The organism is Citrobacter sp. SX206 (assembly GCF_024181025.1).
Lineage (GTDB): Bacteria > Pseudomonadota > Gammaproteobacteria > Enterobacterales > Enterobacteriaceae > Citrobacter > Citrobacter youngae.
Map to the genome: position 1 here is coordinate 2,899,294 of NZ_CP049738.1, position 16,461 is coordinate 2,915,754.

At 52.3% G+C, this 16,461-nt stretch carries 16 protein-coding genes; 9 read left to right on the forward strand and 7 right to left on the reverse strand.

Annotation, left to right across the window (positions count from 1 at the left end; all coding sequences use genetic code 11):
- Positions 1-102: 102 nt before the first annotated feature.
- The 3 genes from ltaE to G8S19_RS14265 all read left to right on the forward strand — a co-directional run bounded on the left by ltaE (position 103) and on the right by G8S19_RS14265 (position 3,656).
- The gene (gene ltaE, locus G8S19_RS14255) at positions 103-1,104 is read left to right on the forward strand and encodes a low-specificity L-threonine aldolase (RefSeq protein ID WP_048212067.1); all 1,002 of its coding nucleotides are present in this window, start codon (positions 103-105) and stop codon (positions 1,102-1,104) included.
- A 10-nt stretch (positions 1,105-1,114) separates the two neighbouring features.
- Entirely contained in the window at positions 1,115-2,545 is a 1,431-nt protein-coding gene (locus G8S19_RS14260) for an SDR family oxidoreductase (protein ID WP_253685424.1), read from the forward strand.
- 97 nt (positions 2,546-2,642) lie between these two features.
- On the forward strand, positions 2,643-3,656 hold the full coding sequence (locus tag G8S19_RS14265; RefSeq protein WP_115643591.1) for an NAD(P)-dependent oxidoreductase: 1,014 nt from the start codon (positions 2,643-2,645) through the stop codon (positions 3,654-3,656).
- A 105-nt stretch (positions 3,657-3,761) separates the two neighbouring features.
- Here G8S19_RS14265 and G8S19_RS14270 read toward each other — a convergent pair whose 3' ends face one another.
- Positions 3,762-4,592: an N-acetylmuramoyl-L-alanine amidase gene (locus G8S19_RS14270; RefSeq protein ID WP_124021575.1), complete on the reverse strand. Its 831-nt coding sequence runs from the start codon at positions 4,590-4,592 to the stop codon at positions 3,762-3,764.
- Complete coding sequence (locus G8S19_RS14275; RefSeq protein WP_001160725.1) at positions 4,589-4,912, reverse strand: heavy metal-binding domain-containing protein; 324 nt, start codon at positions 4,910-4,912, stop codon at positions 4,589-4,591. The genes G8S19_RS14270 and G8S19_RS14275 overlap by 4 nt, the downstream gene beginning before the upstream one ends.
- Positions 4,913-5,163: 251 nt before the next feature.
- On the opposite strand from G8S19_RS14275, the gene G8S19_RS14280 reads away from it, so the two are divergent.
- From G8S19_RS14280 to artJ, 6 genes are all read left to right on the forward strand, one after another.
- On the forward strand, positions 5,164-5,679 hold the full coding sequence (locus G8S19_RS14280; RefSeq protein ID WP_115643593.1) for a lipoprotein: 516 nt from the start codon (positions 5,164-5,166) through the stop codon (positions 5,677-5,679).
- A gap of 224 nt (positions 5,680-5,903) precedes the next feature.
- The gene (gene artP, locus G8S19_RS14285; RefSeq protein WP_003027295.1) at positions 5,904-6,632 is read left to right on the forward strand and encodes an arginine ABC transporter ATP-binding protein ArtP; all 729 of its coding nucleotides are present in this window, start codon (positions 5,904-5,906) and stop codon (positions 6,630-6,632) included.
- 16 nt (positions 6,633-6,648) lie between these two features.
- A complete protein-coding gene (gene artI / locus G8S19_RS14290; RefSeq protein WP_003027298.1) occupies positions 6,649-7,380 on the forward strand; it encodes an arginine ABC transporter substrate-binding protein ArtI in 732 nt (243 codons plus the stop codon).
- A gap of 6 nt (positions 7,381-7,386) precedes the next feature.
- Complete coding sequence (gene artQ, locus G8S19_RS14295) at positions 7,387-8,103, forward strand: arginine ABC transporter permease ArtQ (RefSeq protein WP_040231854.1); 717 nt, start codon at positions 7,387-7,389, stop codon at positions 8,101-8,103.
- A complete protein-coding gene (artM, locus tag G8S19_RS14300; protein WP_048212073.1) occupies positions 8,103-8,771 on the forward strand; it encodes an arginine ABC transporter permease ArtM in 669 nt (222 codons plus the stop codon). Before artQ ends, artM begins: the two co-directional genes overlap by 1 nt.
- Positions 8,772-8,951: 180 nt before the next feature.
- Positions 8,952-9,683: an arginine ABC transporter substrate-binding protein ArtJ gene (artJ, locus tag G8S19_RS14305; protein ID WP_048212074.1), complete on the forward strand. Its 732-nt coding sequence runs from the start codon at positions 8,952-8,954 to the stop codon at positions 9,681-9,683.
- Positions 9,684-9,860: 177 nt separating this feature from the next.
- Here the strand turns inward: artJ and phoH are convergent, their stop codons facing one another.
- From phoH to putP, 5 genes are all read right to left on the reverse strand, one after another.
- Positions 9,861-10,649 (reverse strand): phosphate starvation-inducible protein PhoH, encoded by a 789-nt coding sequence (phoH, locus tag G8S19_RS14310; RefSeq protein WP_005122110.1) that lies wholly within the window; start codon positions 10,647-10,649, stop codon positions 9,861-9,863.
- A gap of 520 nt (positions 10,650-11,169) precedes the next feature.
- Positions 11,170-12,453 carry an iron uptake transporter deferrochelatase/peroxidase subunit gene (gene efeB / locus G8S19_RS14315; protein ID WP_172741418.1) on the reverse strand — a complete coding sequence of 428 codons (1,284 nt, stop codon included), beginning with the start codon at positions 12,451-12,453 and terminating at the stop codon, positions 11,170-11,172.
- Positions 12,454-12,458: 5 nt separating this feature from the next.
- Positions 12,459-13,586, reverse strand: a complete 1,128-nt coding sequence (gene efeO / locus G8S19_RS14320; protein WP_048212076.1) for an iron uptake system protein EfeO — start codon at positions 13,584-13,586, stop codon at positions 12,459-12,461.
- 58 nt (positions 13,587-13,644) lie between these two features.
- A complete protein-coding gene (gene efeU, locus G8S19_RS14325; RefSeq protein WP_124021572.1) occupies positions 13,645-14,478 on the reverse strand; it encodes an iron uptake transporter permease EfeU in 834 nt (277 codons plus the stop codon).
- A 213-nt stretch (positions 14,479-14,691) separates the two neighbouring features.
- Positions 14,692-16,200, reverse strand: a complete 1,509-nt coding sequence (gene putP, locus G8S19_RS14330; protein ID WP_048212078.1) for a sodium/proline symporter PutP — start codon at positions 16,198-16,200, stop codon at positions 14,692-14,694.
- Positions 16,201-16,461: the final 261 nt, after the last annotated feature.

Below are 16,461 nucleotides of genomic sequence, written 5' to 3' on the forward strand. Positions count from 1 at the left end.
GCCCGAAAATCCCCAGGAGCATAGGAATACTATGTGACTGGGGTTTGAGGGTGAGGCCAACGCCGAGGCAGCTTGAAGGATGAAGTGTAATAAGGAGATACCATGATTGATTTACGCAGTGATACCGTCACCCGACCCAGTCGCGCCATGCTCGAAGAGATGATGGCCGCCCCGGTCGGGGACGACGTCTACGGTGATGACCCTACCGTTAATGCCCTCCAGCAATACGCAGCCGAGCTTTCTGGCAAAGAAGCCGCCATTTTCTTACCTACCGGTACTCAGGCGAACCTGGTGGCCCTGCTCAGCCATTGTCAGCGCGGCGAAGAGTACATTGCCGGTCAGGGCGCGCATAACTATCTCTACGAAGCGGGTGGCGCAGCGGTGCTTGGTAGCATTCAACCGCAACCCATTGATGCCGCTCCGGATGGCTCCCTGCCGCTGGACAAAGTTGCAGCAAAAATCAAAGCGGACGATATCCATTTTGCCCGCACCCGTCTACTCAGCCTGGAAAACACGCATAACGGCAAAGTGCTGCCGCGCGAGTATCTGAAAGAGGCCTGGGAATTCACCCGGGAGCGCAATCTTGCCCTGCACGTCGACGGCGCGCGTATTTTTAACGCCATCGTCGCCTATGGCTGTGAGCTTAAAGATGTCACGCAATACTGCGACTCGTTCACCATTTGTCTTTCCAAAGGTCTGGGAACGCCGGTAGGCTCGCTGCTGGTCGGCAGCCACGAGTACATCAAGCGTGCCATTCGCTGGCGCAAAATGACCGGCGGCGGAATGCGCCAGGCGGGTATTCTGGCGGCGGCCGGATTGTATGCGCTGAAAAATAACGTGGCGCGTTTGCAGGAAGACCATGACAACGCCGCCTGGATGGCGGAGCAACTGCGCGAAGCAGGGGCGGACGTCATGCGCCACGACACCAACATGCTGTTTGTTCGTGTTGGCGAAGAGCACGCTGCCGCGCTGGGCGAATACATGAAAGCACAAGGCGTGCTGATTAACGCCTCGCCGATTGTGCGCCTGGTGATGCATCTGGACGTATCGCGTGAACAACTTACCGAAGTCGTCGCCCACTGGCGCGCTTTTTTAACCCGCTAAGGAGATGGGCGTGCCGCAACGGATTTTGGTTCTTGGCGCCAGTGGTTACATTGGTCAGCATCTGGTACAGGCGCTCAGCCAGCAAGGGCATCAGGTGCTGGCTGCGGCACGCCGCATTGAACGGCTGGAAAAGCAGCAACTGGCCAACGTCAGTTGCCATAAGGTCGATTTAAACTGGCCAGATAACCTTACGCCGTTGCTGACCGGCGTTGATACGGTTTATTACCTGGTCCATGGCATGGGTGAAGGCGGTGATTTTATCGCCCACGAACGTCAGGTGGCGATGAACGTGCGCGATGCGCTGCGTAATACACCGGTCAATCAGCTTATTTTCCTGAGCTCATTACAGGCTCCCCGGCATGAACAATCCGATCATCTGCGTGCGCGACAGATAACCGCAGATACTCTGCGTGAATCGGGCGTGCCAATGACGGAATTGCGTGCGGGCATTATCGTGGGGGCAGGTTCTGCTGCCTTTGAAGTAATGCGCGATATGGTTTACAACCTGCCGGTTCTCACCCCTCCACGCTGGGTACGCTCGCGTACCACGCCTATCGCGCTGGAGAATTTAATGTACTACCTGGTGGCGCTATTGGACCATCTCACACAACATCACCGCGTACTCGAAGCCGCCGGGCCGCAGGTGTTGAGCTATCAGGAACAGTTCGAGCATTTTATGGCGGTCAGCGGTAAACATCGCCTGCTCATCCCCATCCCCTTTCCTACCCGCTGGATTTCGGTCTGGTTTTTAAACGTCATTACGTCAGTGCCGCCAACCACGGCCAAAGCGCTGATCCAGGGCTTAAAACACGACCTGCTGGCCGATGACACCGAACTACGTGCGCTGATCCCGCAAAAGCTGATTGCCTTTGATGACGCGGTGCGCAGCACGTTGAAGGAAGAAGAGAAGCTGGTCAACTCCAGCGACTGGGGTTACGACGCACAGGCGTTTGCCCGCTGGCGTCCTGAATATGGCTATTTTGCCAAACAGGCTGGCTTTAGCGTCGAAACCTCCGCCAGCAAAAAAGCGTTGTGGCAGGTCGTGAACCGGCTCGGCGGCAAAGAAGGCTACTTCTTTGGCAACATTTTGTGGAAAACGCGTGCGGCGTTAGATCTGCTGGTCGGCCATAAGCTGGCAAAAGGCCGACCACAACACCCGCTATTACAGGTTGGCGATACTGTCGATAGCTGGAAAGTTATCATTGTTGAACCCGAGAAACAGCTGACGCTGCTGTTTGGAATGAAAGCGCCTGGTTTGGGTCGCCTGAGCTTCACACTGGAAGATAAAGGCGATCACCGACGCATTGATGTACGCGCCTGGTGGCATCCGCACGGCATGCCTGGCCTCTTCTACTGGCTGTTGATGATTCCCGCCCACCTGTTCATTTTCAGGGGGATGGCGAAGCGTATAGCCAAACTTGCAGAACAAATCACAGACTAATGCGAAAAAGAGACTGTATTCTTTCATGTTTCCCATTGCATACAGACGTAATTCACGGAAGAATGCGCACGACGTTTTTTAAACACAGTGGATTGATATGAAGGTACTGGTTACCGGAGCCACCAGCGGCTTAGGCCGAAACGCGGTTGAGTTTTTATGCAGCAGAGGCGTCAGCGTCAGAGCGACCGGTCGCAACGAAGCGATGGGCAAACTGCTGGAAAAAATGGGCGCAGAATTTGTGCATGCCGATTTGACCGAGCTGGTTTCTTCGCAGGCAAAAGTGATGCTTGCCGGCATCGACACGCTGTGGCACTGCTCCAGTTTTACCTCACCGTGGGGAACTCAGGAAGCCTTCGATCTGGCTAACGTTCGCGCAACTCGCCGTCTGGGCGAGTGGGCCGTGGCCTGGGGCGTGCGTAACTTCATTCATATCTCCTCGCCGTCGCTCTATTTTGATTATCATCACCATCGCGATATCAAAGAGGACTTTCGTCCGCACCGCTTCGCCAATGAATTTGCCCGCAGCAAAGCGGCTGGCGAAGACGTGATCGCGTTGCTGGCACAGGCCAACCCGCAGACGCGTTTTACGGTATTGCGTCCGCAAAGCCTGTTCGGGCCACACGATAAGGTCTTTATTCCGCGCCTGGCCCATATGATGTACCACTATGGCAGCATCCTGTTGCCGCACGGCGGAAGTGCGCTGGTAGATATGACCTACTACGAAAATGCAGTGCACGCGATGTGGCTGGCAAGTCAGCAAGCCTGCGATAAGCTGCCTTCAGGTCGCGCGTACAACATTACCAACGGCGAGCATCGCACTCTGCGCAGCATTGTGCAGAAGCTCATCGACGAGCTGAATATTGATTGTCGGATCCGCTCCGTTCCCTACCCGATGCTGGACATGATTGCCCGCAGCATGGAGCGTTTGGGCAATAAATCGGCAAAAGAGCCAAAGCTGACGCATTACGGCGTCTCGAAGCTGAATTTTGATTTTACGCTGGATACTACCCGCGCTCAGGAAGAGTTGGGTTATCAGCCCATTGTGACGCTGGATGCAGGGATTGAACGTACCGCGGCCTGGCTGCGCGACCACGGTAAGCTGCCGCGTTAACCATTGCCGGATGGCGGCGCAAGCGCCTTATCCGGCCTACAAAATCCAGCCTAAATTAGCCGTAGGCCTGATAAGCGAAGCGCCATCAGGCATTGGTGTTCTGCGTTAGCCCTGCCCATATTTTTCCAGTAACGCTTCAGCAATCGCCTGAGTTTCTGCGTCCGCCACGCCGTTCCACAACGTCGGGCGGAAGTGCATCTGGAACGCCATAATCACCCGCTGCTGTTCACGCGGCGTCATGTCAGATTTTACCTCATAGCCGTAGCGCGACAGCAGATCGAGTAAAGATTCGGTTGCTACCGGCGTATGAGGCGCTCGCCCGGCAAGATAAAATGCCACGCGCTGAGCATCCGGCCACGCGCCAATTCCCTGTTCGGCCAGCACTTTCCATGGGAAAAGCGGTCCAGGATCGTCCTTACGTTGCGGCGCGATGTCCGCATGGGCTACCACGTTCTGCGGTTTGATGTCGTAGCGGGCGATAATATCTTTCGCCAATGGGATCAGCGCCTGAATCTGCGCGGGCTCAAACGGCGCAAAATATTTTATCCCTGCCGATTTTTGCCAGCCGCGGTTTTCCAGCTCAATGCCAATCGAGGTATCGTTAATACGCGTAGCGCCACGCCAGAAGCTAATCCCCGCATGCCAGGCCAGATCTTTTTCCGGCACCAGTTGCCAGATACGAGGTTTGCCGTGGTAGAGCGGCGGCACAGCCGGGATCAGATAGTGCGAGCTGACGTTTTTATCGGTCAGCGTAGCCAGAGAAGAGTCAAAATCATCGGCCGTGTAATGGATAACCAGTACTTTAATGCGCGGGTAAGCAGCCTGCGCCTGACGGCGGGTATCTAACTGATACCCGCCTTTGTCGACAATCCCTTTTTCGCCAGCACATCCCACCAGCAACAGCGTAAATGCCAGCAGACACAACAGACGCTTCATCGGCGGGTTTTCACCGCCGTGCCGCTGACGCTCACCATCAGCATACTGCCGTCTTTGCCCACGGTTTCGTAATCAATATCAATACCGACCACCGCATCAGCACCCAGCGCTTTGGCCTGTTCACCCAGCTCCTGGAAAGCAATTTCACGCGCTTTACGCAGCTCTTTTTCATACGCGCCGGAGCGACCGCCGACAATATCGCGAATGCCGGCGAAAAAATCGCGGAAAATGTTCGCGCCTAAAATGGCTTCGCCAGTAACAACACCGCAGTATTCCACGATGCTCTGCCCTTCCAGCGTAGGGGTAGTCGAAAACTGCATGGTTAATCTCCTTTTTGCGCTAAGAGCACGATCTCAAAAGCATTATCGAACCGATCCACTATCATTGAAAGGATATATTCTATACACAAAATAATTCGAGTTGCAGGAAGGCGGCAAGAGAGTGAATCCCCAGGAGCATAGATAACTATGTGACTGGGGTGAACGCACGTAGCCAACGCACATGCAACTTGAAGTATGACGTGTATATCAACGTAGAATACTAATAGTAGAAAGCTAATAAGGAAATCATTATGCGCTACTCGAAACTCTCTCTGCTGGTTCCCTGTGCACTCCTTCTCAGCGCCTGTACTACCGTGACGCCGGTCTATAAAGATAACGGCACGCGTAGCGGTTCATGCGTAGAAGGCGGGCCAGACAGCGTGGCTCAACAATTCTATGATTACCGTATTCAGCATCGAAACAACGATCTTACCGCCCTGCGCCCATACCTCAGCGACAACCTGGCTAAACTGCTGAACGATGCCAGCCGTGATAACGCGCATCGCGCTCTGTTTAACAGCGATCCGTTCTCCAGTCGTGCCACATTACCAGATAGCGCCAGCGTCGCCAGCGCATCAACCATTCCGAATAGCGATGCACGCAATATTCCGCTGCGCGTCGAACTCAAACAAGGCGATCAGAGCTGGCGCGATGAAGTGCTAATGATCCGCGAAGGCCAGTGCTGGGTGATCGATGATGTGCGTTATCTGGGCGGCAGCGTACACGCGCCAGCCGGGACGCTGCGCCAGTCTGTCGAAAACCGCTAACCGCCCCATTCACCGTCAAAATCATAAACCCCTTAAATTGTCTGGCATTCTGCATAGAATGCCGACAATTATTCTTGCCCACTGGTAGCCCCGCTATTTTGTGCTATGTTTAGATAAGAATGCGGTTTGCATTTAACTTTTAACGCATAAATATTGCATAACTATTCTGTCAAAGGTAGTATCTGCGGCTTCAATAGCTATCAGACTGCCAGTATCGAGTGTCAATGAGTATTCAATTAAACGGCATTAACTGCTTCTACGGCGCACATCAGGCGCTGTTCGATATCACGCTGGATTGCCCTCAGGGTGAAACACTGGTGTTACTTGGCCCAAGTGGAGCCGGGAAAAGCTCGCTACTGCGCGTACTCAACCTGCTTGAGATGCCGCGCTCGGGCACGCTCTCTATTGCGGGTAACCGTTTCGACTTCACGAAAACCCCGTCAGATAAAGCCATTCGGGATCTGCGTCAAAACGTGGGCATGGTCTTTCAGCAATATAATCTTTGGCCGCATCTCACGGTGGTGCAGAACCTGATTGAAGCGCCCTGCCGCGTACTGGGTCTGACAAAAGAGCAAGCGATGGCGCGCGCCGAGAAACTGCTGGAACGTCTGCGCCTGAAGCCATACAGCGATCGCTATCCGCTGCATCTCTCCGGCGGCCAGCAGCAGCGTGTGGCTATTGCCCGCGCATTGATGATGGAGCCACAGGTGCTGCTGTTTGATGAGCCTACCGCAGCGCTTGATCCGGAAATTACCGCCCAAATCGTCAGCATCATTCGTGAGCTGGCAGAAACCAATATTACTCAGGTGATCGTCACCCACGAAGTGGAAGTTGCTCGTAAAACGGCCAGTCGCGTGGTGTACATGGAAAACGGTCATATCGTCGAGTTTGGGGATGCGAGCTGCTTTGCCAACCCGCAAACCGAAGCGTTTAAAAACTATCTTTCTCACTAAGATTCGGGACAATACAATGAAAAAAGTTCTGATTGCCGCGCTAATCGCAGGTTTTAGCCTTTCCGCTACCGCAGCCCAAACCATTCGTTTCGCCACCGAAGCGTCTTATCCTCCATTTGAATCGATCGATGCTAACAACAAGATCGTAGGGTTTGACGTTGATCTGGCGAATGCGCTGTGTAAAGAGATTGACGCTACCTGTACCTTCACCAATCAGGCCTTCGACAGCCTGATCCCGAGCCTGAAATTCCGTCGTTTTGACGCGGTGATGGCCGGTATGGACATCACGCCTGAACGTGAAAAACAGGTTCTGTTCACCACCCCGTATTACGACAACTCTGCGCTGTTTGTTGGCCAACAGGGTAAATACACCAGCATTGATCAGCTGAAAGGCAAAAAAGTCGGTGTTCAAAACGGTACTACGCACCAGAAATTCATCATGGATAAACATCCGGAAGTGACTACCGTGCCGTATGACAGTTATCAGAATGCCAAACTCGATCTGCAAAACGGTCGTATTGACGGCGTCTTTGGTGATACCGCAGTAGTAACGGAATGGCTGAAAGACAATCCGAAACTGGCCGCGGTTGGTGACAAAGTCACGGATAAAGATTACTTCGGTACCGGTCTGGGCATTGCTGTGCGCCAGGGCAATACCGAGCTGCAGCAGAAATTTAACGCTGCGCTGGAAAAAGTGAAGAAAGATGGGACTTACGAGACCATCTACAACAAATGGTTCCAGAAGTAATATTTGATGAATGAATTTTTTCCTTTAGCAAGCGCCGCCGGGATGACTGTCGGCCTTGCCGTTTGTGCGCTGATCATCGGCCTCGCGCTCGCCATGTTTTTTGCCGTCTGGGAGTCAGTAAAATGGCGTCCAGTGGCATGGGCAGGTTCAGCGCTGGTCACCATTCTGCGCGGGTTACCAGAAATTCTGGTGGTTCTGTTTATCTATTTCGGCTCCTCACAGTTGCTACTGACGCTGGCCGATGGCTTTACGATCAATCTCGGATTTGTACAAATTCCGGTGCAGATGCAGATCGAAAACTTCGACGTCAGCCCGTTCCTGTGCGGTGTGATTGCGCTGTCATTACTGTACGCCGCTTACGCGTCGCAAACGCTGCGTGGCGCGCTGAAGGCCGTACCACTCGGGCAATGGGAGTCAGGTCAGGCATTGGGTTTATCTAAAACCGCGATTTTCTTTCGCCTGGTGATGCCGCAAATGTGGCGTCACGCTCTGCCGGGGCTCGGTAACCAGTGGCTGGTATTGCTGAAAGATACCGCGCTGGTCAGCCTCATCAGCGTGAACGATCTGATGCTGCAAACCAAGAGCATCGCTACCCGTACCCAGGAACCCTTTACCTGGTACATTGTGGCGGCCGCTATTTACCTGGTGATTACGCTGGTGAGTCAGTACATTCTCAAACGCATTGACCTGCGCGCGACACGTTTTGAGCGGAGACCGGGCTGATGCTTGAGTATTTACCTGAATTGTTGAAAGGGCTGCATACCAGCCTGACGCTGACGGTCGCCTCCATCGTAGTTGCTCTGGTGTTGGCGCTGATTTTCACTGTCATCCTGACGCTTAAGACGCCGATTGTGGTCTGGCTGGTTCGCGCCTATATCACGTTGTTTACCGGTACACCGCTGCTGGTACAAATTTTCCTGATCTACTACGGACCAGGGCAGTTCCCTGCGCTGCAGGAATATCCGGTGCTCTGGCATTTGCTGTCCGAACCGTGGCTGTGCGCGTTAATCGCGCTGTCCTTAAACAGTGCGGCCTATACCACGCAACTGTTTTACGGTGCGATTCGAGCAATCCCGGAAGGCCAGTGGCAGTCCTGTGGTGCGCTGGGGATGAGTAAAAAGGATACGCTGGCAATTCTGTTGCCGTACGCCTTTAAACGCGCCCTCTCCTCGTATTCCAACGAAGTGGTGCTGGTATTTAAAAGTACCTCACTGGCTTACACCATCACCCTGATGGAAGTTATGGGTTATAGCCAGCTGCTGTACGGTCGTACTTATGACGTGATGGTATTCGGTGCTGCGGGTGTGATTTACCTGATCGTCAACGGCTTGCTGACGCTGATGATGCGCTTAATCGAACGTAAAGCGCTGGCGTTTGAACAGCGTAATTAAGCCGAATAACTGCATAAACTGAAAAACACAAGACGGGCAAGTGTCACAATTGCCCGTCTTTTTTTATGCCAATAAAAATATTTAATCATTTTTATTGCATATAAATTCATTAAATGGCATTGTTAATCCACGCCGCAGACACGGTAAATAATCATAAGATTGACAGACGGGAGTTCCACCATGAAAAAGTTAGTACTGGCCGCATTACTTGCTACTTTCGCCGCTGGCGCCTCAGCTGCAGATAAAATTAATTTCGGTGTATCAGCGACTTACCCGCCATTTGAGTCGCTGGACGCCAGCAATAAAATTGTCGGTTTTGACATCGATCTGGCGACGGCGCTGTGCAAACAAATGCAGGCTGACTGTACTTTCACCAATCACGCTTTTGACAGCCTGATCCCCGCGCTGAAATTCAAAAAATATGATGCGGTGATTTCCGGCATGGACATCACGCCTGAACGTAGCAAGCAGGTTTCCTTCACCCAGCCGTACTATGCCAACTCAGCGCTGGTAATTGCGAAGAAAGACACCTATAAAAGCTTTGATGATCTGAAAGGCAAACGTATTGGGATGGAAAACGGCACCACGCACCAGAAATACCTGCAGGACAAACATCCTGAAGTAAAAACCGTGGCCTACGACAGCTATCAGAATGCGATTATCGACCTGAAAAATGGCCGTATTGATGGCGTATTTGGCGACACTGCCGTCGTCAATGAGTGGCTGAAAACTAATCCACAGTTAGGTACTGCAACGGCAAAAGTCACCGATCCGCAATACTTTGGTACGGGTCTTGGTATTGCTGTTCGCCCGGATAACAAAGCCCTGCTGGAAAAACTGAACAGTGCGCTGGCGGCCATCAAAGCGGACGGCACGTACCAGAAAATCAGTGACCAGTGGTTCCCACAGTAACCTCAGTTTTATTTAAAAAGCCGCGACCAGCGGCTTTTTTATAGCTATTTTCCCATGCGGGATACAACGTGAACACCTGACCTCACCAACAATGTTGGCCACGCCATCAGTCCGTTGTGCTCATAGGGGTACAAAAAACAAAGCCCGGTTTCCCGGGCCTTGAAGACGCAAAACAGATCAGTTGTAAGCATTGAGCGTCCGCTGACACAGTGCCGAGCGAACGCAATCATCTTTGTTGAATCGAACGATCCCAATCATGTCATCTTCTTCGAAACGGGCCAGCGCATCGCTTAGCCCTGAACGAACATGAGCGGGGAGATCGCACTGGGTAATATCCCCATTCACAATCACCGTCACATTCTCTCCGAGTCGGGTCAAAAACATCTTCATTTGCGCAGCAGTCACATTCTGAGCCTCATCCAGAATAACAACAGCATTTTCAAATGTACGTCCCCGCATATACGCGAACGGCGCGATTTCTACCTTACCAATCTCAGGTCGCAGGCAATATTGCATAAAGGAGGCTCCCAGACGTTTTACCAGCACGTCATAAACCGGACGAAAATAGGGAGCGAACTTCTCGGAGACATCCCCAGGTAAGAAGCCGAGGTCTTCATCAGCTTGCAGAACTGGACGGGTTACAATGATCCTGTCCACATCTTTGTGGATCAGGGCTTCTGCTGCTTTCGCCGCGCTGATCCAGGTTTTACCACACCCGGCTTCACCGGTGGCGAAGATCAGCTGCTTGCTCTCGATAGCATTCAGGTAGTGCGCCTGAGCTTCATTTCGCGCCGTGATCGGTGTGGCGTCGCGGCTATCACGCGCCATACCAATCGCTTCTACGCCGCCCATCTGCACAAGCGAGGTGACCGATTCATCTTCGCGCTGTTTATGGCTACGCGAATCCCGCCTCAGCACACGTTTTGCTTCGCGACGAGCTTTGATCACTGCTTTTTGTCTTCCCATGGATAGCACCTTGAGTTGTAGGTATACATCACACGCGCCGTTGGCGGCACGATTATGCGCACGAACACCTGAGGGTTGGCTTCCTTGTAAGCCATTGCCTGCCTTCGGATAAGACGCCATACACGGCTACGCGCACCGTACAGGGTGTCAGTTACAAGGATAAGAAGTGAAAGGGAGAGAGATTTAACGGTGACGAGATGGCTACCGGAAGAGAAACGTCCGCGTAAGGGACTGCAATAACGTTGAAAAACATGTCCAGTACAGGACTTTTCCATTCGCGATCTCCATAGTGAACGACTATCACCGCCGGGAACTACCGCTATTACTTATAATTACATCATAACCCTTCGTTAATGCAACAATATTTTTACTTATTGTTAACTTAATTTCATCTTATCGCCAGCAACAGTCTCTTGCAGAGAGATGACAGAATTATTTCAGTCGCCGCCGATCATGAAAAATAATTTTTTCATTCATCAGAGTGTCAGGAAATGCCCCGCCGCACTGCGGGGCACAATCATCATGCTTCGAGCAGGGCCTGTCCCAGATAATGGTCTGCAGTTTTGACGCCCGGCAAGGCAAAGAAGTATCCCCCACCAATAGGTTTGACATACTCCTCAAGCGCTTCACCGTTCAGGCGTTTCTGCACCGTCAAAAACCCTTTTTCCAGGTCGTGCTGATAGCAAACAAACAACAGTCCCATATCCAGTTGACCAGAATTGGTCACGCCGAGCGAATAGCTGTAGCCACGGCGCATCATCAAACTGGAGTCAGTCTCTTTGGTGCGCGGATTTGCCAGACGGATATGGCTGTCGAGTGCAATTACCTCGCCTTCGGGATCGTTGGCGTAATCCGGCACATCATGCTCATGCTGCATACCCAGCGGTGCGCCGGTATGTTTATCGCGGCCGAAAATCGTTTGCTGCTCTTTAAGCGGCGTACGGTCCCAGAATTCCACGCGGAACTGGATGAGCCTGACGGCCTGATAGCTACCATCTTGTGCCCATGCCGGTTCCCCCTGCTCCGCAGTGACCCACACCACGTTTTGCATCAGCGTTGCATTGGCTGCGTCGGGATTCGCGGTTCCATCCTTAAATCCCAGCAAATTGACAGGTGTCTCTTTACCTTTACTGCGTGCGGCGTGGTCGGAAATAAACCCTTCCCGCTTCCAGCGCACGCTGAGCAGATCAGGCGTGTGCTTAATGATATCGCGCAGCGCATGGATAACGGTGTCCTGCGTGTTGGCGCAAATCTGCAACAGCAAATCGCCATGACATAACGCTGCATCCAGTGAGTCATTCGGAAAACGCGTCATTTTTTGCAGTTTTTTCGGCATCTGTGCTTTCAGACCATAGCGCTCATCAAACAGTGAAGATCCAACCGACAGCGTCATCGTCAGATTATCCGGCGCTATGTATGCCCCAAGAATACCGGAATCCATTGGCGGTAAACGTGGATTCGGCGTTTCTGGTGCCGGCCCACCGGTGGTTAGAAACGCAAACCGGCTGGTTAGTAAACGAAACAGACGCTCAAGATCAGCTTTATCACTGGCGAGCACATCGAACGCCACCAGCATCATTGAGGCTTGCTGCGGCGTCAGGATCCCGGCCTGGTGCTGGCCATAAAACGGTTGTTGTTCACTGCGTGCATCAGGTGACAGTGTTCCCGGCGCGCTTTGCGTTTTTTGCGCGTGAGCGACCGGGCATCCACCCGCCAGCGCCAGCGCCCCACCCAGGGCGCCCATCCCTTTCAGTAAACGTCGGCGTGACGGTTCGCTCACGCCGTTTTCATTATCTTGCTGCATAGTGCTTAATCCAGACCCAGAACACCGCGTAATTGCGACAAGTCTTCCGCCAGCGTCGTGATTGGCCCTTTCAGCGCATTGCGATCGGCATCGGTCAGTTTGTCATAGGTTTCAAAACCGTCTTTGGTACGGTACTTGCTCAGAATGGTATCGACTTTTTTGAAGTTCGCATCCACCTTCGCCAGCAGTTCAGCATTGGATTTTTGTAATTGAGGACGCAGGAGATCGACAATTTTCTGCGCGCCATCGACGTTAGCCTGGAAATCCCACAGATCGGTATGGCTGTAGCGATCTTCTTCCCCACTGATTTTGCTGGCAGCAACTTCTTCAATCAACCCTGCTGCTCCGCCAACCACTTTAGACGGTGGGAAAGCCAGCTCGCTAATACGCGTTTGCAGGTCAAGAACATCACTGTTTAATTGGTCGGCGTACTTGTCCATACCTTTAGTGGTATTGTCGCCAAACAGCGCTTTCTCCAGGCGGTGGAAGCCGGTGAATTTCGGATCGGCGGCTTTTTGCTCATAATCATCTTCACGCGCATCAATGCTGCCGTCGAGATCGGAGAACAATTCGGCAATTGGCTCAATACGCTCATAATGCTGACGGGTTGGCGCATACAGCGATTTGGCTTTCTCCAGATCGCCTGCTTTAATGGCATCCGTGAAGGCTTTCGTGCCTGTCACCAGTTGCGCGGTTTCTGCCGTTACATAGGCTTTGTATTCAGTAATTGCACCACTCAGGCTCAGCAGAGCGTCGCTGTGCGCGGCATCTGCCGTTGCAGTCCCCTTCACGATCAGCTTGCCTTTCGGGTTGGTCAGCAGACCGCAGGTCATATCATATTCACCCGGCTGCAGATTAGCCGTCATTTTCTGGCTAAAGCCTGGTGCAATGTTTTCGCGCTCTTCAACCACCATAACGCCTTTAAGAATTTCCCACTCCAGCGCTTTCTGGCTGTGGTTCTGGATGATGAACTGCGTTTTCCCGGCGTTAACCGTGATGGTCATCGGCTCACACTGTTTGTCGTTAACCGTGACTTTCACCTGCGGAATATCGGCGGCTTGTGCAGAAAAAGCGGATGCAAACAGCGCGGCAATACCCAACTGCAGCGCACTACGGCGAAAATTAAACGTCATAACCTATCCCTATAAATAAGTATGTTGTAACTAAAAAGTATTCTGCATCGCGTTTTTATCAAGGTGCGGTACGCGATGCCGTAGTGCCTGAACGCGGCGGTAGTGCAAACATAATCAATGCCGGAATCAGATAGATAAACCAGACAGCAACTTCACTGACGCTTGGCGCTTCCTGATAACCGAAGATCCCTTCCATCAATGTGCCAAACAGCGAATGCGTTGACAGAACGCTGCTCATATCAAACGCCACGTCCTGGAAATGATTCCATAACCCGGCTTCGTGGAATGCACGAATGGCCCCCGCAGCAAGACCTGCGGCAACCAACAAAATGAACAGGCTGGTCCATTTAAAGAAAGCCCCGAGATTGAGGCGAATCCCGCCGAGATAAATCAGATAACCCAGTACCACCGCGGTAGCCAGTCCCAGCATCGCACCTAGCGGTGGCCAAATACCCACATCCTGCTGAAATGCCGCCAACAGGAAGAAGACAGACTCCAGCCCTTCACGGGCAACGGCAAAAAAGACCATCATCACCAGCGCCCAGCCGTGATGATTACCGCGTTGCAACGCGTTATCGACAGCCTGTTCAAGCTGGACTTTGACGTTGCGGGAAACTTTACGCATCCAGAAAACCATCCAGGTGAGGATCACCACGGCAATGAGCGCCACGATGCCTTCAAACAGCTCCTGTTCTTTTTGCGGAAATTCACCGGTGGTTTCGTTGATGAAAATCCCTAACGCCAGGCATAACGCCGCCGCCAGCAGAACACCAATCCACATCACACCAATCCAGCGGCCACGCTGAGTCCGTTTCAGGTAGCTGGCAATCAGGCTGACAATCAGCGCGGCCTCTAACCCTTCGCGCAACATAATTAGAAATGGAACAAACATGCGAAGTACCCTTTAACGTTATTCTCAGTCAACTGATGCAAAGAAAAGTAAATTACAGTGATAGTGATTATCATTACAGCAAAGAAAAACTCAAGCAGAATGTTTTGAGAATGATGACTGAATGTAAAAGGTTAGGTAGGTAACGGTTATGACGGTTTTACGACCGGGTCAATAAAAAAGCCCGCACACGGCGGGCTTGAGGACAGAGGCTGATTATTCTTCCTGCAAACGCGACGGCGGTGCTGAATGATAATGCGCATCAGCCTCGGCAAAACGTTTCTGCATTGCTGCTGATGGCGCTTTCCCCCACAGACTGAAGACCACAATCCCGATGCTGCCGAACACGAAGCCCGGGATGATTTCATACAGGCCCAACCAGGCAAACTGCTTCCAGACGATAACCGTCACTGCACCAATGACCATCCCTGCCAGTGCGCCGTTACGGGTCATACGCGACCACATTACGGAGAACAGAACAACCGGACCAAAGGCAGCACCAAAGCCAGCCCAGGCGTAGCTCACCAGGCCGAGCACACGGTTCTCCGGGTTTGCCGCCAGCGCGATGGACACCAGCGCCACGACCAGCACCATGATACGCCCAATCCATACCAGCTCTTTCTGGCTGGCATTTTTACGCAGGAACGCTTTGTACAAATCTTCGGTAATCGCACTGGAGCATACCAGCAGTTGGCAGCTCAGCGTCGACATCACCGCCGCAAGGATCGCAGACAACAGAATACCGGCAATCCATGGATTGAACAGGATCTGCGCCAGTTCAATAAACACACGCTCGGCGTTCTGGTTCACGGCACCCGCCAACGACGGGTTGTTATTGAAGTAAGCAATGCCGAAGAACCCAACGGCAACCGCGCCAGCCAGACACAGAATCATCCAGGTCATACTAATGCGACGTGCGTGGACAATGCTATGGTGAGAATCTGCCGCCATAAAGCGCGCCAGAATATGCGGCTGACCGAAATAGCCCAGTCCCCATCCCATCAGGGAAATGATGGCAACAAAGTTAAGCCCTTTGAACATATCCACGTTCTCAATGCTCTTTTGTTTAATCACTTCCAGCGAATCATCAAACCCACCCACGCCAATAATAACCATCACCGGCGTCAGGATCAGGGCGAAGATCATCAGGCTGGCCTGGACGGTATCGGTCCAGCTTACTGCCAGGAAACCACCGATAAAGGTGTAAATGATCGTCGCGGCCGCGCCCGCCCACAGCGCGGTTTCGTAGCTCATACCAAAGGTGCTTTCAAACAGACGCGCCCCTGCCACAATCCCTGAAGCACAATAGATGGTGAAAAACAGCAGAATAACCAGCGCGGAGATAATACGTAGAATTCGGCTTTTATCTTCAAAGCGACCGGTAAAGTAATCCGGTAACGTCAGCGCGTTGTTATTGTATTCGGTGTGTACACGTAAACGCCCGGCCACCAGTTTCCAGTTAATCCATGCCCCTAATACCAGACCGATAGCGATCCAACTTTCTGAAATCCCCGACAGGAAAATCGCGCCAGGCAGCCCCATCAGCAGCCAGCCGCTCATGTCAGATGCCCCGGCGGACAACGCCGTTACGAACGGACCCAGACTGCGTCCACCCAGAATATAATCGTCAAAGTTTTTGGTCGAACGCCAAGCAATAAACCCTATCAATATCATGCCGAAAATATAGACACAGAATGTCACTAACATCGGTGTGCTAATAGCCATCAAAACTCTCCAAAATTATGTATCAGCAATGCCGTGGCTTGCCGTTTTATTACCCTGCCGGAACGTGGCAAAGATATCTATGTTGACCAGGGCGACCGTATCCTGCCGGAAGCGATGGTTATTCACAATCGATTTAACACACCATTTACATCAAATTTGATCCAGAGTAGATAGCATTTTTCTGTAGGTTGCACTCTCTCACATTTTTTTCGGTTGCACCTTTTAAAAGTGTTAACTACCGCAGAGAAAAAGATTTTGTAA